Below are 20,151 nucleotides of genomic sequence, written 5' to 3'. Positions count from 1 at the left end.
GACACATGTCCCCACCGCCGCGTGCTGTCAAGCACGAAGACCCAGACTCGTTTCACGTGAAACATGGATCCTTCCATCAGTGTTTCACGTGAGTCATCGCCGGGCAGAGGTCGCCCCCCCGTGTTTCACGTGAATCACTTACCGATGCAGAACTGCGAAAAGATGACGTCGAGCAGGTCCTCGACGTCGACCGCGCCGATGATCCGCCCGAGACGATCCGCCGCCAGTCGCAACTCCTCGGCCCTCAACTCCTGGCTATGTCCGGACAGCGCCGCCCGCAGGAAGCCCGTCGTCTCTTTGAGCAGCTCGACGTGGCGCAGCCTCGACGGGAGGACTTCGCTCGCATCGCCGGCTGCCCTGGCGGCACGAGTCCCGATCTCGTCGAGAAGAGAACCGAGCCCTGTGCCCTCCCGGGCAGAGATCACTAGGTCATATGCGTCCGGGCCGACAGTTCCAATATCCGACTTCGTCCCGACCCGTAGCAGCGGCGCCTCGCTTGCAACCTCACCGACGGGAACAGGGTCTGCCATATCCTCCAGCAGCAGGATCAAATCCGTGTCGCCGGCCTTGGCCCTGGCGCGCTCTATGCCGATCGACTCGACTTTGCCCGCGGCGTCGCGCAGGCCGGCCGTATCGACGATGCGAACCTTCAGCCCGTTAAGGTCCATGACGACTTCGAGCAGATCGCGCGTTGTGCCCGGTTCGTCGGTGACGATAGCCGCTTCCCGCCTGGCCAACGCATTGAACAGGCTGGACTTGCCGGCATTCGGCGCGCCGAGGATGACGACCTCGAAGCCGTCGCGGATGATCTCCGCCGCCTTGAACCCGTCAATATGCTGCCCGATCTCGCCGATCATTGCCGCCACGTCGGACCAGACCGCATCCGAAACGGAGCCTGGCACATCCTCTTCATCGGCGAAGTCGATTTCCGCTTCGATCATGGCCCGCGCATGGATCAGCCGGCGGCGCCAGCTCGAATAAAGCGCGCTCTGCGCGCCTTCCGCGTTGCGCAAGGCGAAGCGGCGCTGCGCTTCCGTCTCGGCATTGACGAGGTCGGCGAGCGCCTCGGTCTCGACCAAGTCGAACTTGCCGTTGAGAAAGGCGCGCCGGGTGAATTCGCCAGGTTCCGCATGCCTCACGCCTTCAAACTGCGTGATAGTCTCCAGTATCTTGGCCGCGACGGCGCGGCTGCCATGAACCTGGAACTCGGCGACATCCTCGCCGGTAAAGCTGCCGGGACCCGGAAAGAACAGCACAAGGCCTTGGTCGATGATCGAACCGTCCGCCGCCCTGAGCTTCCGTAACGTGGTAAACCGATCCTTAACGGTGCCCGCAATCGTTTCGACCACGAATCGAGTCCTCGGGCCGGACATGCGGATGACGGCGACGCCTGCCGGCAAACGGCCGCTCGAGAGAGCGACGATCGAATCCTTCTTGTTCATTGGGGAAACCATTTGCCGGACCTGCCGAACCGCCCTAGCCTTTGCCCTATCAAACCCAAGATATCGAGCCGCCCATCGTGACCTTGCCCGCGCGAAACCTGCTTGTCGAAGAGGCCAGCCCCTATTTGCAGCAACACAGCGACAATCCTGTCCATTGGCGCGGCTGGTCGCCCGCTGCCCTTGCCGAAGCGAAGGAGCTTGGGCGGCCGATCCTGCTCTCCATCGGCTACGCCGCCTGCCACTGGTGCCATGTCATGGCGCATGAGAGCTTCGAGAACGACGCCGTGGCGGCCGTCATGAACCGGCTCTACGTGAATATCAAGGTCGATCGCGAGGAGCGGCCCGACATCGACCAGATCTATATGGCCGCGCTCCACGCCATGGGCGAGCAGGGAGGCTGGCCGCTGACAATGTTCCTGACGCCGGACGGCAAGCCTTTCTGGGGCGGCACCTATTTTCCGCGCGAGGCGCGCTATGGAAGGCCGGGCTTCATCCAGGTGCTGGAAGCGGTCGACAAGGCCTGGTGCGAAAAGCGCCAGAGTCTCGCCGAAAGCGCGGATGGGCTGACCACCCATGTCGAGCAGCGGCTGGCCGGCACGCGAGGCAAGGCTATCCTCGACCGCGATACGCTCGCCGATCTCGCCGGCCGCATCGACGGCATGGTCGACCGCGATCTCGGCGGCTTGAAGGGCGCGCCGAAATTCCCCAACGCACCCTTCATGCACGCGCTTTGGCTGTCCTGGCTGCGTGATGGCCAGGCCGCGCATCGCGACGCAGTGCTCACCAGCCTGGAAAAGATGCTCGCCGGCGGCATCTACGATCATGTCGGCGGCGGCCTCAGCCGCTATTCGACCGACGCCGAATGGCTGGTGCCGCATTTCGAGAAGATGCTTTACGACAACGCCCAGCTCATCCGCCTGTGCAACTGGGCCTATGCCGCCACAGTTAACGGCTTGTTCCGGGTACGAATCGAAGAAACCGTCGGCTGGCTGCTGCGCGAGATGCAGGTCGAAGGCGGCGCCTTCGCCGCCAGCCTCGATGCCGACAGCGATGGCGAGGAGGGGCTTTTCTACACCTGGAACCCTGATGAGGTCGAAGCCACGCTCGGCGACAACGCGACGGTCTTCTTCCGGTACTTTGATTTGGCTGCCCCGCATGGCTGGGAAGGCAAGCCGATCATTCGCCAAAGCGAGGCACAGCAAAGTCAGGGCATCGCCGACGACACTGTGCTTAGACCCCTGAAGGCGAAGCTGCTCGCCGCCCGCGAACAGCGCGTCAGGCCCGGCCGCGACGGCAAGGCGCTCACCGACTGGAACGGGCTGATGATCGCCGCACTTGCCGAGGCCGGCCGCTCGCTTGGCCGGCGCGACTGGGTCGACGCCGCGGCCAAGGCCTTCGCCCATATTGTCGGGGCCAGCCAGGACGGCCGCCTGCCGCATTCCATGCTCGGCGCGAAGAAGCTCTTCCCGGCGCTGTCGAGCGATTACGCCGCCATGACCAATGCGGCGGTCGCGCTGTTCGAGGCGACCGGCGATCCGGCCTATTCGAACCGCGCCAGGCAGTTCATCGGCGAGCTCGACCGCTGGCACCAGGACGACGACAGGACCGGCTACTGGCTGACGGCGTCTGACAGCGGCGACGTTCCGATCCGCATCCGCGGCGATGTCGACGAGGCAATTCCGTCGGCCACCAGCCAGATCGTCGAGGCGCTGGTGCGGCTCTCCTCGCTCACCGGCGATCTCGATCTCTGGCAAAAAGCCTGGGCCACCGCTGAGCATGCCATGGGCCGCGCTTCACAGCAGGCCTATGGTCAAGCCGGCATCGTCAACGCATGCGCGCTGGCGCTCGAGCCATTGAAGCTCGTCATCATAGATAGGCCTGAGTCTTCAAGCCTCGTTCCGGTTGCGAATCGGAATCCCGACCCACGCCGGGTCGATATCGTCGTGTCGATTGGTTCGGAAGCGAATCGACCGCTCTTGCCGGGCGGCGTGCTGCCACCGACGGACAAGCCAGGCGCCTGGTTCTGCAGCGGACAGCTGTGCCTGCCGGTGGTGACGGATGCGGGCGAGTTGGAGAAGCTGTTGCGGCAATAGCGCCCTTCTCCTTCTCCCCTTGTGGGTCAAGGTGGATCGGCGCGCAGCGCCGAGACGGATGAGGGGTGTTCCAGCGGAGTGAGACGCTGGCGTTCTCTGGAGCACCCCGTCGCCTTTGGCGACACCTTCTCCCACAGGAGGAAAAGGGGAGCGCTTCGCGAGCCGCGCCCTCCCACTACGGGGAGGGCGGCCCAATCACGTATTCATCGAATCGAAGAAGTCGGCGTTGGTCTTGGTCTGCTTGAGCTTGTCGATGAGGAACTCGATCGCGTCGGTGGTGCCCATCGGCGCCAGGATGCGGCGCAGCACGAAGATCTTCTGCAGGTCCGCGCGCGGCACAAGCAGGTCTTCCTTGCGGGTGCCCGACTTGAGGATGTCCATCGCCGGGTAGATGCGCTTGTCGGCCACCTTGCGGTCGAGCTGGATTTCGCAGTTGCCGGTGCCCTTGAACTCTTCGAAGATGACTTCGTCCATGCGGCTGCCCGTATCGATCAGCGCAGTCGCTATGATGGTCAGCGAGCCGCCTTCCTCGATGTTGCGGGCGGCGCCGAAGAAACGCTTCGGGCGCTGCAGCGCGTTGGCGTCGACACCGCCGGTCAGCACCTTGCCGGATGACGGCACGACGGTGTTGTAGGCACGGCCGAGCCGGGTGATCGAATCAAGCAGGATGACCACGTCGCGGCCGTGCTCGACCAGGCGCTTGGCCTTCTCGATCACCATTTCGGCGACCTGAACGTGGCGCACCGCCGGCTCGTCGAAGGTCGAGGAGATCACCTCGCCCTTCACCGAGCGCTGCATGTCGGTCACTTCCTCCGGACGCTCGTCGATCAGAAGCACGATCAGGTAGCATTCCGGATGGTTGGCGGTGATCGAATGGGCGATGTTCTGCATCAGCACCGTCTTGCCGGTGCGGGGCTGCGCGTTGATCAGCGCGCGCTGTCCCTTGCCGATCGGCGCGACCAGGTCGATCACGCGCGGCGAGATGTCCTTCGAGGTCGGATTGTCGACCTCCATCTTCAGCCGCTTGGTCGGATAGAGCGGCGTCAGATTGTCGAAGTGTATCTTGTGACGGATCTTTTCGGGATCGTCGAAATTGATGGTGTTGACCTTGAGTAGCGCGAAATAGCGCTCGCCCTCTTTCGGGCTGCGGATCGGCCCTTCGACCGTATCGCCGGTCTTGAGCGAAAAGCGCCTGATCTGCGACGGCGAGATATAGATGTCGTCGGGACCCGGCAGATAGTTGGCGTTGGCCGAGCGCAGGAAGCCGAAACCGTCCTGCAGCACCTCGACAACGCCGTCGCCGATGATTTCGATGTCCTGGGCGGCGAGCTTCTTCAGGATTGCGAACATCAGCTCCTGCTTGCGCATGACGCTGGCGTTCTCCACCTCGAGCGTTTCGGCATAAGCGATCAGCTCTGGCGGTTTCTTGTTCTTGAACTCTGCGAGTTTCATTTCTTGCATTAGATAGACTCTGGGTAGGCTTTGGGGAGAAAAATCGGCTGAATACGACAAATGCCGGGCGCGGCCGAAAGCGAATGAAAGGGGCGGCGCATGACGGGAAGGAAGACCCGTCTTTTATCGTCGGTCGCCTGAAAGAGCAAGCCGCCTTTTGCGGATCCTGGCTGGGGTCAGGGAAGCCTAAAGCATGATCCTGAACCGGAGGTCAGCGTAAGCAAAAAAGTGCGAACCGGTTTTCGGAAAAGATCATGCGTCTCATCTAGAACGGCTTCACGATGACCAGGATGACGATGACGATCATCAGCAATGTGGGGATCTCGTTGACGATCCGCCAGTGCTTCGCCGGTTTTTCGTTCTTGTCCTCGGCAAATTTCCTGACCGCCGCGGCGAGATAGCCATGCAGCCCCGACAAGATGAGCACCAGCGCGATCTTGGCGTGCAGCCAGCCGCCTTCGAAGTGGAAGATCTTCCAGGCCATCCACAGGCCGAACACCCAGGTCACGATCATCGCCGGGTTGATGATGCCCCGCAGCAGCCGGCGCTCCATCACCTTGAAGGTCTCGGACTGCACCGAGCCTTTCTCTGCATCGACATGATAGACGAACAGCCGCGGCAGATAGAGCATGCCGGCCATCCAGGCGATGACCGCGATCACATGGATCGCCTTGGCCCACGGATAAAAACCTTCGCCGGCAACGAAATAGAGCAGCGCGGTCGCCACGACGAGCACCGCAATACCGATCGCCATGCGTTTCATCGCCTGACTGGTGCTGTTTTCGTTGCTCACATTGCTCATCGATGGCTCCTCACCATTTTGACCATCGCCTCGACATGCGCCACCGGCGTTTCCGGCGTGATGCCGTGGCCGAGATTGAAGATCAGCGGCCCACCGCCCAAAGTCCTCAGGATTGCATCGACGCCGTCGGCCAGCGCCTTGCCGCCGGCCACAAGGCGCAGCGGATCGAGATTGCCTTGCACCGCTCCGCCGCGCTGCAGCTCCTTCGCCATCGACAGCGGCACGGTCCAGTCGAGGCCGAGACCGGTGATGCCGGTCTTTCCTCTGTAGTCGCGATAGCGCTCGCCGGCGCCCTTCGGAAAACCGATCACCGGCACGTCGGGATGAGCCGCCTTCACCTGCCGGACGATCTCGGCCACCGGCTCGACGCAGAAGGCCTCGAAGGACGGTTCGTCCAGCACGCCCGACCAGGAATCGAAAATCTGCACCGCATCGGCTCCGGCCTCGATCTGGCGGATCAGATAGGCGGCCGAATGGCCGGCCAGCACCTTCAGAAGCCGCTCGAAGGCCTCGGGCTCGCGATAGGCGAAAAGCCGGGCAGGGCCCTGGTCGGGCGTGCCGTGCCCGGCGATCATATAGGTCGCCACCGTCCAGGGCGCGCCGCAGAAGCCGAGCAGCGTCGTCTTGTCGGGCAGTTTCGCGCGCAGCCGGCGCACGGTCTCGTAGACCGGTTCGAGATTCACGTGAAACATATCGCCGTTCAGCGCCGAGACCTCGGCTGCCGTGATCGGCTTCAGGACCGGTCCACGTCCCTCTTCGAAGCGGACATCCCGCCCGAGCGCATTGGGTACCACGAGAATGTCGGAGAACAGGATCGAGGCATCGAAGCCGAAACGCTCGATCGGCTGCAGCGTCACCTCGACGGCAAGGTCCGGATCGTAGCAGAGATCGAGGAAGGATCCCGCCCGCTTTCTGGTCTCGCGATATTCGGGAAGATAGCGGCCCGCCTGACGCATCATCCAGAGCGGCGGCGGTGAAACCGTCTCGCCCTTGAGGACGTCCAGCACGATCCGTTTCCCAGCCATCCGGCGCCGTCCTCTCTCCAGTCTCTCTAAATCAAATATCTATTTTAAAAGAGTCTTCTGATTCTAAGAGTCTGTTGGTTGTGATGATTGCGACCTGTCCAGCCTGCGGCCTGAAAAGGCCAGTCAGCATATTGTCGCGTACTTGCTTTCGCAATTTGGAGGGATCTGGGGACGAAGCGGATTCAGGCTTTGGAGTCAAAAGCTTGGGCTTTCCGTTCCGAACGCCGCGCTGTGGACGAAACCGGCCAAGAAAAGTTGATCCCCGGTTTTGTCCCCAGCGCCGCGACAAAGCCTACAGCGGGTCGAATTGTGGACAAGCGGCCATCTGATACAGTCGCTTCCTTACCCGAGGCCGGCCCATCCGGCCTTGTCCACAATTGCCCACAGCCTGGACCCATCCCCTGTGAACAAACCTCAGAGCTTCTTCCACCTGCATCTGATCTCCGATGCCACCGGCGAAACGCTGCTGGCGGCTGGCCGCGCTGCGTCGGCGCAATACAAGGATGCGCGCGCCATCGAGCATATCTATCCGCTGATCCGCACGGAAAAGCAGATCGCAAAAGTCTTCGAGGATATCGAGGAGGAGCCCGGCATCATTCTTTATACGGTGGTCGACCAGAAGCTGGCGCACTCGATCGACGAGCGCTGCGCGGCGATGGGCCTGCCTTGCGTCTCGGTGCTGGAGCCGGTGCTGGCGGTCTTCCAATCCTATCTCGGCACACCGGCCGGCCGCCGCGTCGGCGCCCAGCACGTGCTCGATGCCGAATATTTCCGCCGCATCGATGCGCTGAACTTCACCATGGAACATGATGACGGCCAGCTGCCGGCCAACATGGACGATGCCGATGTCGTGCTGATAGGCATCTCGCGCACCTCGAAGACGCCGACCTCGATCTATCTCGCCAATCGCGGCATCAAGACCGCCAACATCCCGATCGTGCTCGGCGTGCCGCTGCCCGAAAGCCTGATCGCCGCCAGGACGCCGCTTGTCGTCGGGCTGATCGCCACGGCCGAGCGTATCTCGCATGTGAGGCAAAACCGCATCCTCGGCAACAGCGCCGCCTTCGTGCCGACCGACTATGTCGACCGCGCCGCGATCAACGAGGAGCTCGCCTATGCCCGCCAGCTCTGCACCAGGCATGGCTGGCCGATGATCGACGTCAGCCGCCGCTCCATCGAGGAAACGGCGGCGGCCATCGTTGCCCTGCGCGGAAAGACGCGCTAGGGCAAGCGATAAGTGGACGCTCCGTCCAACACCCCTCATCCGACCGAGCTTCGCTCGGCCACCTTCTCCCACAAGGGGAGAAGAGAAGTCCTGTGCCTCCGCCGCTGCAAATCGCCCCTGGTAGTATTTGCGGGACGCCGGCCGCGCTTTTCTTTCTCCCCTTGTGGGAGAAGGTGGATCGGCGCCGTAGCGCCGAGACGGATGAGGGGTGCTGGACGGATCGCAACCGTTGGATGAGCCATCATGCCGGAAAAAATTATCCTCGCTTCGGGCAGCCCGTACCGCAAGGCGATGCTCGTCAATGCCGGCCTCGACATCGAGGCGGTGCCGGCAAATGTCGACGAGCGCGCGCTGGAGGCCCCGCTGAAGGACAGCGGCGCCTCGCCGGAGGACGTCGCCTCGATCCTGGCCGAGGCCAAGGCGACCGAGGTCAGCGAGCGCAGGCCAGGCGCGCTGGTGCTCGGCTGCGACCAGACGCTGTCGCTCGGCGACGAGGTCTTTCATAAGCCTGCCGACATGGAAGGCGCGCGCCGCCACCTGCTTGCGCTCTCGGGCAAGACGCATCAATTGAACAGCGCCGCCGTGCTTTGCCGCGACGGCGCTGTGCTGTGGCGCCATGTCGGCGTTGTGAGCCTCACCATGCGCAAGCTCGATCCCGCCTTCATCGGCCGCCATCTCGCGCGCGTCGGCGCCAAGGCGCTGTCCAGCGTCGGCGCCTATCAGATCGAGGGCGAAGGCATCCAGCTGTTCGACAAGATCGAGGGCGATTATTTCACCATCGTCGGTCTGCCGCTGCTGCCGGTGCTGAAGGAGCTGCGCGCGTTGGGAGCCGTCGATGGCTGAGAAAAAGGCCTTCGTCACCGGACATCCGATCGCGCATTCGCGCTCGCCGAAGATCCACGGCCACTGGCTGGCCAAATACGGCATCGACGGCAGCTACCGGGCGCTCGACGTCGCGCCGGTGGATTTCGCCGCTTTCCTGAAATCTCTCTGCGCGGACGGCTATCGCGGCGGCAATGTCACCATCCCGCACAAGGAAGCCGCTTTCGCCGGCGTCGACCGCCGGGACCATGCGGCCGATGAAATCGGCGCGGTCAACACATTGTGGCTCGAGGATGGGCTTCTCTGGGGCGGCAACACCGACGGCTACGGCTTTGCCGCCAATCTCGACCAATATGCGCTTGGATGGGCGGCCAATGGCCCCGCCGTGGTGCTTGGCGCCGGCGGCGCTTCCCGCGCGGTCATCCATGCCTTGAAGGAGCGCGGGGTGACGGATATCCGCATCGTCAACCGGACGCTCGCCCGTGCCGAGGAACTCGGGCGCCACTTTGGCGCCGGCATCTCGGCGCATGGCGCCGATGCGCTTGGCGAGCTGCTCGGCGACGCCGGCCTGTTGGTCAACACCACGGCGCTCGGCATGCATGGCAACGAAGCCCTCGCCGCCGATCCGAGCGGGTTGCCGGACCACGCCACTGTCACCGACATTGTCTATGTGCCGCTCGAGACGCCTTTGCTTGCCGCCGCCAGGGCGCGCGGCCTGAAGACGGTCGACGGGCTCGGCATGCTGCTGCATCAGGCCGTCCCTGGCTTCGAACGCTGGTTCGGCAGGAAGCCGGAGGTCACGCCTGAGTTGCGGCGCATGATCGTCGCCGACATCGAGGGCCATTGATGATCGTGCTCGGCCTCACCGGATCGATCGGCATGGGCAAGTCGGCGACGGCAAAGATGTTCGCCGAGGCGGGCGTGCCGGTGCATGATTCCGACGAGACCGTGCATCGGCTTTATTCCGGCAAGGCGGCGCCCCTGGTCGAGGCGGCCTTCCCGGGCACGACGCAGGCCGGCGTGGTCGATCGCGTCAAGCTCGCCGGAAAAGTGCTGGGCGATCCCGCCGCGCTGAAGCAGCTCGAGGCGATCATCCACCCGCTGGTGCGCGCCGACGCCGATGCGTTTCTGGCCAAACACCGCGCCGCCGGCGCGCCGCTCGCCGTGCTCGACATTCCGCTGCTGTTCGAAACGGGCGGCCGCGGCCGCGTCGACAAGGTCGTGGTCGTCACCGCTCCGCCCGAAATCCAGCGCGCCCGCGTGTTCGCCAGGCCGGGCATGAGCGAGGAGAAATTTGCCTCGATCCTCGCCAAGCAGGTGCCCGACGCGGAAAAACGCCGCCAGGCCGATTTCATCATCGACACCGGCCATGGTTTCGAGGCGGCGCGAAAAGCGGTCGAAGCCGTCATCGGCGAATTGACGGGGGATAAGTCCGGCCGGCATGGCTCCTGACGTCCGCTGACAGCAGCCCCCATTGCCATTTTGTTCTGGTTTGTGATTCTGCTCTTTGGAGCGGATTGATTCGAAATGCGTGAGATCATCTTCGATACGGAAACCACCGGCCTCGATTTGCGCGACGACCGCATCATCGAGCTCGGCGGCGTCGAGCTGGTCAACCGCTTCCCGACCGGCCGCACCTTCCACAAATTCATCAATCCGCAAGGCCGCGCCATCCACGCCGAGGCGCAGGCCGTGCATGGTATCAGCGCCGCCGACCTTGTCGGCAAGCCGACCTTTGCCGAAATCGCGCAGGAATGGCTGGACTTTACCGACGGCGCCAAGCTGATCGCGCACAACGCCACCTTCGATATCGGCTTCCTCAACATCGAGTTCAGCCGGCTCGACCAGGCGGCCATCGATCCCGGCCGCATCGTCGACACGCTGGCGCTGGCGCGCCGCAAGCACCCGATGGGCCCGAACTCGCTCGACGCGCTCTGCCGGCGCTACGGCATCGACAACACGCGCCGCACCAAGCACGGCGCGCTGCTCGATTCCGAATTGCTGGCCGAGGTCTATATCGAGCTCATCGGCGGCAAGCAGGCGGCGCTCGTGCTGGAAGCGGTGGCGGTGCAGATGAACGGCTCCGGCGAGGTGGCCGACATCGACATCTCGGTCGGCGCAAGACCCATCGCCCTGCCGCCGCGCTTGAGCGAGGTGGACCGCGCGGCGCATGCCGGGCTGGTTTCGACGCTCGGCGAAAAGGCGCTGTGGCTGAAAGTGGCGGTGGGCTGAGCGGGCCCTCTTGGCGCCAACCGTCGCGATTAGCCGAACCGCCCATCCCTTCGTCATCCTCGGGCTTGACCCGAGTATCCATGCCGTGACCTCTGCCACAGAGTGCAACGGTGCGGAATTCTGTAACCGTTGCAACGCCTTGGCGTCACGGCATGGATCGCTGGACCGTCTCAGCCAATCGCGAACGTTGGCGACAGCCAGCATCTCCAACAAAAAAAGCCCGGCGCGAAGCCGGGCTCTCGATACGATGTGACGGTGCGCCTTCTCAGCTCACCTGGACCTTGCTCGCCGCCGCCTGGTCCTCGGCGATGCGCTGCTGGAACATCTGCGCGAAATCGATCGGGTCGAGCATCAGCGGCGGGAAGCCGCCATTGCGCGTGGCGTCGGCGATGATCTGGCGGGCGAACGGGAACAGCAGCCGCGGGCATTCGATGAAGAGCAGCGGCAGCATGTGCTCCTGCGGGAAGCCCGAGATGGCGAAGACGCCGCCATAGACGAGCTCGACATTGAACAGCACTTCCTGGTCGAAGGAGGCCTTGGCGTTCAGCGTCAGATTGACGTCGAACTGCTTGTCCGAGAGCGGGTTGGCGTTGACGTTGACATTGATGGCGATGCCAGGCGCCTTGTCGCGGCCGCGCAGCGAATTCGGCGCGCCGGGGCTTTCGAAGGACAGGTCCTTCACATATTGCGCAAGCACATTGAGCGACGGCTGGTTCTGGGTGCCGTTGCCGTTGGCGGCGCCGGTCGCGGCGTCATCGTTGCTGGCCATGAGCCTTGGTCCTTTTGCCTGGGCAGCACTGCTGACCGGATTGAAATCGCGGGTTCGCTACCATGGCCTGCCGGACAAAACAAGTTTTGCCGCCTCTGTCGGCAGAAGGAGCAGGACAGTGCAAACGTTGGGGATTTGGCCAAAGCTCCCCAACCTCGTCATTCCAGGGCGGAGCAGCGTCGCGGAGACCCTGGAATCCATTCCGTGACCCTGATCGTAGGACGCAGCAGAGCGGAATTCCGCACCGTTGCGGCGCTCATGCGTCACGGCATGGATACTCGGGTCAAGCCCGAGTATGACGACGTCACGTGGGGCTCGGGCTAATCTCGGACGTCGGCAAGCCCAGCATCGCCGCACGATCGTTTCGATTGAGGCCGTCTGGATCAGGGACGACATTCTGCGCGCTTCGCTTCTTGCTCCGCCCGTGGATGACGATCGCAGTGGGCGCTTCGGCCAGTCTCCAAGGCATCTTACTTGCCAACGCGAACGACCGGCCAGAATCCGACTAGTCGTTCTTCAGCCGCCGCCAGGGCGAATTGTGGTCCGGCCGGTTCGGATAATCGTCGCGCGAATAGTCGCTGTCGTCGAGATCGATGACAGTATCGCGCCGGCGCGCCGAAAAGCCGCTCGAGAAGCTGGTCGCCATGACGATGCGGCTCTTTAGCAGGCGCCAGGCGAAGTCGCGCACCGGCGGCAGCAAGAGAAGAATGGCGAAAATGTCGGTGATGAAGCCCGGGATGATCAAAAGGATCGCCGCCAGCACGATCATCGCGCCATGCGCGAGCTGGCGGCTGGGATCATGCCCGGCATCCATCTCCGCCCGCACCCGCGTCATGACGCCGAAACCCTGATGCCGCAGCAGCAGGCTGCCGGCGACGCTGGAAAGGATGACCAGCCCGACCGTCGCCAAAGCGCCGATTTCGCGGCCGACAACCACGAAGCCGGCGATCTCCAGCAGCGGCAGCAACAGCAGGAACAGCGGGATGAACGAAATGCGCAAGTCTTGACCGATCGCTTTCTTCTTTTGCGGCCTGGCGGATAATCGCCACTGGCCTTGGCGCCCTTAGATAGGTATGGCTGCCTTTGATTTGAATGATTGCGCCTGCCGTTCTATATGCTTTGAGTGTTGAACGCTATGCGACCGCCGCCCCGACGGGTTAAGCCGGTCCGGCAAGAACAGGGTTCGAGTTGGCGGAAAATATGGGTTTCTTCGACTTCGGCACGATTTTCTTCCTGATTGCGGCGGTTGTGATCTTTTTCCAGCTGCGTAACGTGCTTGGGCGTCGCACCGGAAACGAGCGTCCGCCCTTCGATCCCTACTCGGCGAGCCGCACGCGCGAGGCCGATGCGGCGCAGAAGCCCGAAAATGTGGTGTCGCTGCCGCGCAAGCGCATGCCTGGCGAGGCCGAGACCTATGCCGATATCGACGCCTTCGCCAAGCCCGACACCGATCTCAACAAGGGCCTGCGCACCATCAAGGATAATGATGCGTCCTTCGAGCCCAAGGGCTTCGTCGACGGCGCCAAGATGGCCTATGAGATGATCGTGATGGCCTATGCCGACGGCGACCGCAAAACGCTGAAGAACCTTCTGTCGCGCGAGGTCTATGACGGCTTCGTCGCCGCGATCGGCGAGCGCGAGGCGAAGTCGGAGAAGATCCAGTCCTCCTTCGTCGGCATCGACAAGGCCGACATCGTCGCCGCCGAAATGAAGGGCTCGGAAGCGCATCTCACGCTGCGCATCGTCTCCGAGCTGATCTCGGCGACCCGCGACAAGGCCGGCGCCGTCATCGACGGCGACCCGGAAACGGTGGCCGAGGTGAAGGATGTCTGGACCTTCGCCCGCGACACGCGCTCGCGCGACCCGAACTGGAAGCTCGTCGCCACCGAAGAAGAAGATTGATCTAGAGCATGATGCCGAAAAGTGTGGAGCGGTTTTCGGATGACATCATGCTCCATATCTTTGAATTAGAGGCGGATTCAGATTTCAGGTCGGACAGACCTGAAATCGTCCGTCTCTAAGTGGCGGGGCTCGGTCGTGCCGCTCTCTTCCACATTCAGGGAAAAATCTTTTGATGACCTGCCCGGATGGGCCGGGGATGACCATCTGGCGGCATTCGCCGCCTTCCGCCGCTCGGCCTTCCATGCGCCGACAAAGCCTTATCGCACGGGATCGCTCGGCGTCGATTTCAACGGTTTTGCCGATGCCTATGCCCAGGCGCGATCCGTTTCGGCGCCGAATCGGTCCGAGGCGCGATCCTTCTTCGAACGGCATTTCGTCCCCGCTCTGGTCGTCCCCGACAATGGAGGCTCGGGTCTCGTCACCGGTTTTTATGAACCGCAAGTCGAGGCCTCGCCGGTCAGGACGGCGCGGTTCACCGTGCCGCTGCTGTCCCGCCCCGCCGACCTGGTCGACATCGACGACGGCAACCGGCCGGCCGGCATGGATGCCTATCTGGCCTTCGCCCGCCGGACGGATACCGGCCCTGCCGAATATTCCGACCGCGGCGAAATCGAGCGCGGCGCGCTTGCCGGCCAGAACCTCGAAATCGCCTGGCTCGCCGAAAAGGTCGACGCATTCTTCGTCCATGTGCAGGGCGCAGCTAGACTGAAGATGACCGACGGCAGGCTCACCCGCGTCACCTATGCCGCCAAGTCCGGCCAGCGCTTCACCGGCCCCGGCAAGGTCCTGAGCGATCTCGGCGAGATCCCGCTGGAAAAGGTGACGATGCAGTCGATCCGCGCCTGGTTCAAGGCGCATCCCGATCGCGTCGACGAGATCCTGTGGCAAAACCGCTCCTATATCTTCTTCCGCGAAGCCGCGGTCGACGATGCGGCGCTTGGGCCGATCGCCGCCGCCAAGGTGCCGCTGACGCCTGGGCGCTCGGTCGCGGTCGACCGCCTGCTGCACACTTTCGGCACGCCCTTCTATATCGACGCGCCGACGCTCACCGCCTTCGGCGAAAAACCGTTCCGGCGGCTGATGATCGCGCAGGACACCGGCTCGGCCATCACTGGCCCGGCCCGCGGCGATCTCTTCGCCGGCTCCGGCGATGCCGCCGGCGAAATCGCCGGCGTCGTCCGCAATGCGGCGGATTTTTATGCCCTGGTTCCCCGCGGCCTGCTCGACGGAGCGACCCGGTGAGTCGCCGCGACGACCATCTGAGCGACGACGACCGCATCCTGTGGAACCTGGTGGCGCGTTCGGCCCGGCCGCTGAAGGGCAAGACCGCGGTCGAGATCCCCGACATCGTCGAGCCGCCGCCCGAGCCGCCGCGCCCGCCCGTCAACGGCGTTGCGGCGGTGGCCGCCAAGCCGAAGACGCCGCATGTCTCGCATACGCTCGACGACCAGACGCTGCACAAGCTGAAAAAAGGCCGGCTGCCGCTCGAAGGCCGCGTCGACCTGCACGGCATGACGCAGGACGAGGCCTATTCGCTGCTGCTCACCTTCCTCAACCGGGCGCATGCCGGCGGCATCCGCTATGTGCTGATCATCACCGGCAAGGGTTCGTCCTCCGGCGGCGATGGCATCCTGCGCCGCGCCGTGCCGGCCTGGCTGTCGACGCCCGCTTTTAGGCATCTTGTGTCCAGCCACGATCACGCCGCCCGCAACCACGGCGGTTCGGGCGCGCTCTATGTGCGGCTGCGGCGGATACGCGCATGAGCGGGCCGACCAAGAGGATGCCTAGGTGACCCCGTTCGGCGAAAAGCTCAGGGCGCTGCGCGCCGAACGCGGCGTCAGCCAGAAGGCGATGGCCGAGGCCATCGGCGTCAGCGCCGCCTATCTGTCGGCGCTCGAGCACGGCCGCCGCGGCGCCCCGACCTGGACGCTGATCCAGAAGATCATCGGCTATTTCAACATCATCTGGGACGATGCCGAGGATCTCGCCCGTCTCGCCGAAAGCTCGCATCCCAGGGTTAGGATCGACACGTCCGGCCTGTCGCCGGCGGCGACCGAGCTGGCCAACCTTCTGGCCGAAAGCATCGAGAGGTTGGACGAGGCGGAGTTGCGGAAAATCACGGCGACGGTCCGGGCCGCGCTGAGGGGATAGTTTGCCAGGATGACAAACGGGTGGGTTTATCCGAAGCGCCCGAACTTCGTCATCCACGGGCGGAGCGGTAGCGAAGCGGACGCGCAGACCCGAGGATCCATTCCGTGACCTTTGGCCGGGGGATGCAGCGGAGCAGAATTCTGCATCCCGGTAACGCCTCAACTTCACGGAATGGATTCCAGGGTCTGCGCGCGTCGCTCTGCTCCGTGCTCCGCCCTGGAATGACGAAGCCGCGTGACCGTTGCCTTCGCCCCCCACAACTGAGCCCGTAGGAGCCGCCCGAGATCAATACTTGCCGGCACCCGCGCCGTTGGTGCTGCCCCGGCCGCCATTGTCGTGATCGCCGCCGCGACCGTGCCCGCCCATGCAACTCGCATCGCCGGCGCCACAGCAATGGCCACTCCACAGATCATTGAGGTTTTTCTGGGCGCAGCTTTTGACGGTCTCGTCCGCCAGGGCCGATCCGGTCAGGGCCGACACCGCGACGGCGGCAAGCAGGGTGTTTCGCAGGAAAGCAGTCATTTGAATTCTCCATGTTGAGTTTCAATCCACGGCCGTGTGTCGCCGGCCGGGCGGAAATGGTTCATGGAGTTGTGAGACTTCGTCATCCACGGGCGGAGCGGGAGCGAAGCGGACGCGCAGACCCGAGGATCCATTCCGTGATCTCGCGCGAAGGGCAAAGACGGCGCAAGACAGAGGTCGTTCTGCATCGCTGCGATGCGCGAAGGTCGCGGAATGGATTCTAGGATCTGCGCTGCGTCGCTACGCTCCTCGCTTTGCCCATACATGACGAAACTTAGGGTGCGCCCAGCTCTTCCTACTGCACCGAGCCGACCAGCACCGCCTGGCCGTCGCGGATCGAGACCCAGCGTCCGGTGTTGTCGATCGCCTGGCGCTTGAGGTAGCGGTAGCCGGTCGCGTCCCAGGCTTTGACCTTGTCGGTCAGATTGTCGAGCACGTAATCGCCCTTGTCGGTGCGCACCGTCAGCACCGAATGGCCTTCGCCGTCCGGCTTGCGCACGACGGTGATCAGAAGGTCGGCCAACGACATGCCCATGCGGTAGAGCTGGCGGCGCTTCTCCAGCACATAGTCCTCGCAGTCGCCATAGCCGTCATCCGGATAGGCCCAGACTTCGTCCTTGCCGTAGTGATCGAGATCGCTCATCGGCTTGACGGCGGCATTGACCTTGGCGGTCACGCTGACCAGCCGGCGCCACAGGCCGTCGGTCATCCTGGCAGGATCGAGATTGGCCGGATGGATGTTGCATTCGTTCGGATGCGATTTGCAGAAATCGTAATGGCCGATCGGCTGCGATGTCAGGCCGCCCGTGGCCATCGCGCCCGCCGCCCATGCCGGCACCGCCCAATGCGCAGAGATCGCCAGCCCTGCGACTGCACATAAACGCAGAATTCGCGTCATCGCTGAGGAAGTCATTGCCCCCGCCGCCCTGTTCTTTATTAACGAAACGTTAAAGGCGATTTACAGTCCGTGTCAATTGGAGACGACGGTCCGTTTGGCGGCATGGTTACCTGGACGATCCCGTAGCGGCAGTTTCGCAACAGAGGCATGGCCGCAACACCGCCGGCTGCCAGAGCAATTCCAGGAAAAGTGTGACACGGTTTTCCGTCTGGAATTGCGCAAAACAAGGAGATAGAGCGGTTCGCCGTTTGCGTGAAACGGTGAAGCGCTTTAGGCGGCGGCAGGGCTGATGCCGGGGTTCCGGCCGTCAGCTTTTGCCGGAACGGACCAGCTTCGGCTTCGTCGCCACCCGCTGCTGGCGGCCATAGCTGGAAATGAAGTCGGCGATGCGCGGCACGATCTCCGAGCGGAAGCGCGAGCCGTTGAAGACGCCGTAGTGGCCGACGGCCGGCTGCATGTAATGGACTTGCTTGTCGGCCGGGATGTTGACGCATAGGTCATGCGCGGCCTGGGTCTGGCCGAGGCCGGAAATGTCGTCGTTCTCGCCCTCGATGGTCAGCAGCGCTACGTTGCGGATCGCCGTACAATCGACCGCCTCGCCGCGATGCTTCATCTCGCCCTTCGGCAACGCGTGGCGCACGAACACGGTGTCGACCGTCTGCAGGTAGAACTCCGCCGTCAGGTCCATCACCGCCAGATATTCGTCATAGAAGTCGCGGTGCTTCTCGGCACTGTCGCCGTCATGCTTCACAAGGTGCATGAAGAAGTCCTTGTGGGCGATGATGTGGCGGTCGAGATTCATGCTCATGAAGCCCGAAAGCTGCAGGAAACCTGGATAGACCACGCGGCCGAAGCCCGGCACCGGCCAGGGCGCCTGCATGACGACATTGTCGCGGAACCAGTCGATGCCCTTTTCCTTGGCCAGGAGATTGACCGCGGTCGGATTGCGGCGCGTGTCGACCGGGCCGCCCATCAGCGTCATGGTCGAGGGCACGAAGGGATCGCCGCGCTTTTCCATCAGCGCCACCGCCGCCAGCACCGGCACGGAAGGCTGGCACACGGCCATCACATGCGTGTCGGGGCCGAGCGCATGGAACATGTCGATGACGTAGTCGATATAGTCGTCGAGATCGAAGCTGCCTTGCGCCACCGGCACCATGCGGGCGTCGACCCAGTCGGTGATGTGCACGTCGACATGGGGCAGCATCGCCTCGACCGTGCCGCGCAGCAGCGTCGCGTAATGGCCCGACATCGGCGCCACGATGAGCAGCTTCGGGTCGGGCTTGCGGCCGGCCGGCAGCGCGCGCTCGAAACGGATCAGGTTGCAGAACGGCTTCGACCAGACCGTCTTTTCGGTGACGTCGACGCTTTTCCAGTCGACCACGGTCTTGTCCAGGCCGAATTGCGGCTTGCCGTAGCGGCGGGTGGTGCGCTCGAAGAGCTCCGCGGTCGCCGCGACCGAGCGGCCGAAGGGCGTGTGGGAAATCGGATTGAGCGGGTTGGAATAAAAAAGCCGCACCGCGTCGGCATAGAGCCGGGCCGGCTGCAGCGCCGCATGGTTCAATTCGTAGAGCTGGTAGAACATCGCGAACCCCGCTGCCGTCCGACGACCAAAGGGACGACGAACCGCGCCGAGCCTTGAATGTCTCCCGGCGAGGTTAACAAGATATTGTTGCGATGCAATACGTCACGTCGCGTGAACAATGCGTCTTTGGTGCAAAGCGTTGGGAATCGGTCGCGAACGGTGGAGCCGGCTCAATGTGCGCTGCCGAAATGTGAAGGATATGTGTCCGGCCCTCATGCCGGACACCGGCCATGATCCCCAACCTCGCAGGTGGCCTTGGATCATGGTCCGATAGCAAGAGCATGGTGCCGAAAAGCGTGAAGCGGTTTTCGGACGACACCAGGCTCCATCTACGATTCAGAGACGGTTAGACGCGCGCCATGCAGACGGCGGTGTGTCCCGAACCGATGAAGCCCAACTGGCTGGCGGCGCCGCGGGAGAGATCGAGCACGCGTCCCCTGACGAACGGGCCGCGATCGTTGATGCGCACGACGACGCTGCGGCCATTGTCTTTGTTGGTGACCCTGAGCTTGGTGCCGAAGGGCAAGGTGCGATGGGCGGCGGTCATTGCCGAGGGGTTCATGCGTTCCCCTGAGGCGGTTCTGGAATGCAGCGCATACCAGGAAGCGCGGCCGCACTGCGCGGCGGAGGAGGCGGACGAGGCGCCGGCCATCAGGCCAGCCGCGATCGTTACCGCGACAAGCGCGGTCTGGTTGGTTTTCTTCATGCTTTGGGGGTGGCTCCGTTAGAGATAGGCCCCGCCGTTAAGTGCCGAATGAGGCGGGAAATGCGGCAGCCTTCTGGCGGTTCCGTGGCGAAGGCACACGTTTGGAGTCGCCGCGAAACAGTTTGTCATGATATTTCTGGCGCCGACAGGGCGTATTCTCAATGAATATCGGCCCGATATCCGGGGCATCCCGGGTAAGATCGGCCGTCGAGATTCAAGTAGAGAGAAGCGGTACTGCTTCGCTTCCTCGGCGTCTTTTGTCGCGTCCCCATTGCCGTTCAGGATCGACTTCCGGAGAGGGTCAAGCCGATGCGATTGATCAGGTTTGTGCTGGCGCTGATTGTGCTTGGGCTGGGCGCGCTGTGGTCGTTGCAGGGCCTCGGCCTAGTCAAGGGCAGCTTCATGACCGGACAGACGCAGTGGCTTTATATCGGGCTCGTCACCATGCTGATCGGTATCGTCGGGCTCAGCTGGGCGACCCGCTCGCGCGTCTGATCGGGTGGCGCCCCCCTTCTCCCCTTGTTG

The 20,151-nt window shown here is 63.6% G+C and carries 21 protein-coding genes; 11 read left to right on the top strand and 10 right to left on the bottom strand.

The window, feature by feature from the left end:
* Positions 1-134: 134 nt before the first annotated feature.
* A complete protein-coding gene (mnmE, locus tag LB572_RS21535) occupies positions 135-1,442 on the bottom strand; it encodes a tRNA uridine-5-carboxymethylaminomethyl(34) synthesis GTPase MnmE (RefSeq protein ID WP_224669127.1) in 1,308 nt (435 codons plus the stop codon).
* A gap of 77 nt (positions 1,443-1,519) precedes the next feature.
* Here mnmE and LB572_RS21530 point away from each other — a divergent pair, with 77 nt between their 5' ends.
* On the top strand, positions 1,520-3,535 hold the full coding sequence (locus LB572_RS21530; protein ID WP_224669126.1) for a thioredoxin domain-containing protein: 2,016 nt from the start codon (positions 1,520-1,522) through the stop codon (positions 3,533-3,535).
* A 195-nt stretch (positions 3,536-3,730) separates the two neighbouring features.
* Here LB572_RS21530 and rho read toward each other — a convergent pair whose 3' ends face one another.
* The 3 genes from rho to hemE all read right to left on the bottom strand — a co-directional run bounded on the left by rho (position 3,731) and on the right by hemE (position 6,814).
* Positions 3,731-4,996, bottom strand: coding sequence for a transcription termination factor Rho (gene rho, locus LB572_RS21525; RefSeq protein WP_140804809.1), 1,266 nt, complete (start codon positions 4,994-4,996; stop codon positions 3,731-3,733).
* Positions 4,997-5,252: 256 nt separating this feature from the next.
* Positions 5,253-5,789: a protoporphyrinogen oxidase HemJ gene (gene hemJ, locus LB572_RS21520; RefSeq protein WP_140804811.1), complete on the bottom strand. Its 537-nt coding sequence runs from the start codon at positions 5,787-5,789 to the stop codon at positions 5,253-5,255.
* Positions 5,786-6,814 carry a uroporphyrinogen decarboxylase gene (gene hemE, locus LB572_RS21515; protein ID WP_140804813.1) on the bottom strand — a complete coding sequence of 343 codons (1,029 nt, stop codon included), beginning with the start codon at positions 6,812-6,814 and terminating at the stop codon, positions 5,786-5,788. Before hemE ends, hemJ begins: the two co-directional genes overlap by 4 nt.
* A 403-nt stretch (positions 6,815-7,217) precedes the next feature.
* On the opposite strand from hemE, the gene LB572_RS21510 reads away from it, so the two are divergent.
* The 5 genes from LB572_RS21510 (at position 7,218) to dnaQ (ending at position 11,093) form a co-directional block, all read left to right on the top strand.
* The gene (locus LB572_RS21510) at positions 7,218-8,039 is read left to right on the top strand and encodes a pyruvate, water dikinase regulatory protein (RefSeq protein ID WP_224669125.1); all 822 of its coding nucleotides are present in this window, start codon (positions 7,218-7,220) and stop codon (positions 8,037-8,039) included.
* 243 nt (positions 8,040-8,282) lie between these two features.
* The gene (locus LB572_RS21505) at positions 8,283-8,882 is read left to right on the top strand and encodes a Maf-like protein (RefSeq protein ID WP_224669124.1); all 600 of its coding nucleotides are present in this window, start codon (positions 8,283-8,285) and stop codon (positions 8,880-8,882) included.
* Positions 8,875-9,708: a shikimate dehydrogenase gene (locus LB572_RS21500; RefSeq protein WP_224669123.1), complete on the top strand. Its 834-nt coding sequence runs from the start codon at positions 8,875-8,877 to the stop codon at positions 9,706-9,708. Before LB572_RS21505 ends, LB572_RS21500 begins: the two co-directional genes overlap by 8 nt.
* Positions 9,708-10,313, top strand: a complete 606-nt coding sequence (gene coaE / locus LB572_RS21495; RefSeq protein WP_224669122.1) for a dephospho-CoA kinase — start codon at positions 9,708-9,710, stop codon at positions 10,311-10,313. The genes LB572_RS21500 and coaE overlap by 1 nt, the downstream gene beginning before the upstream one ends.
* A 75-nt stretch (positions 10,314-10,388) precedes the next feature.
* On the top strand, positions 10,389-11,093 hold the full coding sequence (dnaQ, locus tag LB572_RS21490; RefSeq protein ID WP_140805087.1) for a DNA polymerase III subunit epsilon: 705 nt from the start codon (positions 10,389-10,391) through the stop codon (positions 11,091-11,093).
* Positions 11,094-11,358: 265 nt separating this feature from the next.
* Here the strand turns inward: dnaQ and secB are convergent, their stop codons facing one another.
* Both secB and LB572_RS21480 read right to left on the bottom strand, forming a co-directional pair.
* Positions 11,359-11,862 carry a protein-export chaperone SecB gene (secB, locus tag LB572_RS21485; RefSeq protein WP_040986315.1) on the bottom strand — a complete coding sequence of 168 codons (504 nt, stop codon included), beginning with the start codon at positions 11,860-11,862 and terminating at the stop codon, positions 11,359-11,361.
* 505 nt (positions 11,863-12,367) lie between these two features.
* Positions 12,368-12,862, bottom strand: coding sequence for an FxsA family protein (locus LB572_RS21480; RefSeq protein ID WP_095820157.1), 495 nt, complete (start codon positions 12,860-12,862; stop codon positions 12,368-12,370).
* A 200-nt stretch (positions 12,863-13,062) separates the two neighbouring features.
* Here LB572_RS21480 and LB572_RS21475 point away from each other — a divergent pair, with 200 nt between their 5' ends.
* The 4 genes from LB572_RS21475 (at position 13,063) to LB572_RS21460 (ending at position 15,915) form a co-directional block, all read left to right on the top strand.
* Entirely contained in the window at positions 13,063-13,764 is a 702-nt protein-coding gene (locus LB572_RS21475) for a Tim44/TimA family putative adaptor protein (protein WP_140805091.1), read from the top strand.
* A gap of 135 nt (positions 13,765-13,899) precedes the next feature.
* Positions 13,900-15,006, top strand: a complete 1,107-nt coding sequence (locus LB572_RS21470) for a murein transglycosylase A (RefSeq protein WP_224669121.1) — start codon at positions 13,900-13,902, stop codon at positions 15,004-15,006.
* Positions 15,003-15,527 (top strand): Smr/MutS family protein, encoded by a 525-nt coding sequence (locus LB572_RS21465; RefSeq protein WP_140805095.1) that lies wholly within the window; start codon positions 15,003-15,005, stop codon positions 15,525-15,527. The genes LB572_RS21470 and LB572_RS21465 overlap by 4 nt, the downstream gene beginning before the upstream one ends.
* A gap of 25 nt (positions 15,528-15,552) precedes the next feature.
* On the top strand, positions 15,553-15,915 hold the full coding sequence (locus LB572_RS21460; protein ID WP_140805097.1) for a helix-turn-helix domain-containing protein: 363 nt from the start codon (positions 15,553-15,555) through the stop codon (positions 15,913-15,915).
* Between the two features lie 285 nt (positions 15,916-16,200).
* On the opposite strand, the gene LB572_RS21455 is transcribed toward LB572_RS21460, so the two are convergent.
* From LB572_RS21455 to LB572_RS21440, 4 genes are all read right to left on the bottom strand, one after another.
* On the bottom strand, positions 16,201-16,437 hold the full coding sequence (locus tag LB572_RS21455; RefSeq protein WP_140805099.1) for a hypothetical protein: 237 nt from the start codon (positions 16,435-16,437) through the stop codon (positions 16,201-16,203).
* Between the two features lie 295 nt (positions 16,438-16,732).
* Positions 16,733-17,350 carry a transglutaminase-like cysteine peptidase gene (locus LB572_RS21450; RefSeq protein ID WP_224669120.1) on the bottom strand — a complete coding sequence of 206 codons (618 nt, stop codon included), beginning with the start codon at positions 17,348-17,350 and terminating at the stop codon, positions 16,733-16,735.
* Between the two features lie 292 nt (positions 17,351-17,642).
* On the bottom strand, positions 17,643-18,920 hold the full coding sequence (locus LB572_RS21445; RefSeq protein ID WP_224669119.1) for a polyhydroxyalkanoate depolymerase: 1,278 nt from the start codon (positions 18,918-18,920) through the stop codon (positions 17,643-17,645).
* A gap of 346 nt (positions 18,921-19,266) precedes the next feature.
* Positions 19,267-19,626, bottom strand: a complete 360-nt coding sequence (locus LB572_RS21440; RefSeq protein ID WP_140805105.1) for a septal ring lytic transglycosylase RlpA family protein — start codon at positions 19,624-19,626, stop codon at positions 19,267-19,269.
* A 309-nt stretch (positions 19,627-19,935) separates the two neighbouring features.
* Here LB572_RS21440 and LB572_RS21435 point away from each other — a divergent pair, with 309 nt between their 5' ends.
* Complete coding sequence (locus LB572_RS21435) at positions 19,936-20,121, top strand: hypothetical protein (RefSeq protein ID WP_224669118.1); 186 nt, start codon at positions 19,936-19,938, stop codon at positions 20,119-20,121.
* Positions 20,122-20,151: the final 30 nt, after the last annotated feature.

This window comes from Mesorhizobium sp. BH1-1-5 (assembly GCF_020165615.1).
Classification (GTDB): domain Bacteria; phylum Pseudomonadota; class Alphaproteobacteria; order Rhizobiales; family Rhizobiaceae; genus Mesorhizobium.
This window is presented reverse-complemented; position numbering and strand designations above follow the sequence as displayed.

Bases quoted from the DNA above. Each gene is read 5' to 3' on its own strand.
- mnmE (WP_224669127.1), bottom strand. From the start codon at position 1,442: ATGAACAAGAAGGATTCGATCGTCGCTCTCTCGAGCGGCCGTTTGCCG.
- rho (WP_140804809.1), bottom strand. From the start codon at position 4,996: ATGCAAGAAATGAAACTCGCAGAGTTCAAGAACAAGAAACCGCCAGAG.
- hemJ (WP_140804811.1), bottom strand. From the start codon at position 5,789: ATGAGCAATGTGAGCAACGAAAACAGCACCAGTCAGGCGATGAAACGC.
- hemE (WP_140804813.1), bottom strand. From the start codon at position 6,814: ATGGCTGGGAAACGGATCGTGCTGGACGTCCTCAAGGGCGAGACGGTT.
- LB572_RS21505 (WP_224669124.1), top strand. From the start codon at position 8,283: ATGCCGGAAAAAATTATCCTCGCTTCGGGCAGCCCGTACCGCAAGGCG.
- LB572_RS21500 (WP_224669123.1), top strand. From the start codon at position 8,875: ATGGCTGAGAAAAAGGCCTTCGTCACCGGACATCCGATCGCGCATTCG.
- coaE (WP_224669122.1), top strand. From the start codon at position 9,708: ATGATCGTGCTCGGCCTCACCGGATCGATCGGCATGGGCAAGTCGGCG.
- dnaQ (WP_140805087.1), top strand. From the start codon at position 10,389: ATGCGTGAGATCATCTTCGATACGGAAACCACCGGCCTCGATTTGCGC.
- secB (WP_040986315.1), bottom strand. From the start codon at position 11,862: ATGGCCAGCAACGATGACGCCGCGACCGGCGCCGCCAACGGCAACGGC.
- LB572_RS21475 (WP_140805091.1), top strand. From the start codon at position 13,063: ATGGGTTTCTTCGACTTCGGCACGATTTTCTTCCTGATTGCGGCGGTT.
- LB572_RS21455 (WP_140805099.1), bottom strand. From the start codon at position 16,437: ATGACTGCTTTCCTGCGAAACACCCTGCTTGCCGCCGTCGCGGTGTCG.
- LB572_RS21450 (WP_224669120.1), bottom strand. From the start codon at position 17,350: ATGACTTCCTCAGCGATGACGCGAATTCTGCGTTTATGTGCAGTCGCA.
- LB572_RS21445 (WP_224669119.1), bottom strand. From the start codon at position 18,920: ATGTTCTACCAGCTCTACGAATTGAACCATGCGGCGCTGCAGCCGGCC.
- LB572_RS21440 (WP_140805105.1), bottom strand. From the start codon at position 19,626: ATGAAGAAAACCAACCAGACCGCGCTTGTCGCGGTAACGATCGCGGCT.
- LB572_RS21435 (WP_224669118.1), top strand. From the start codon at position 19,936: ATGCGATTGATCAGGTTTGTGCTGGCGCTGATTGTGCTTGGGCTGGGC.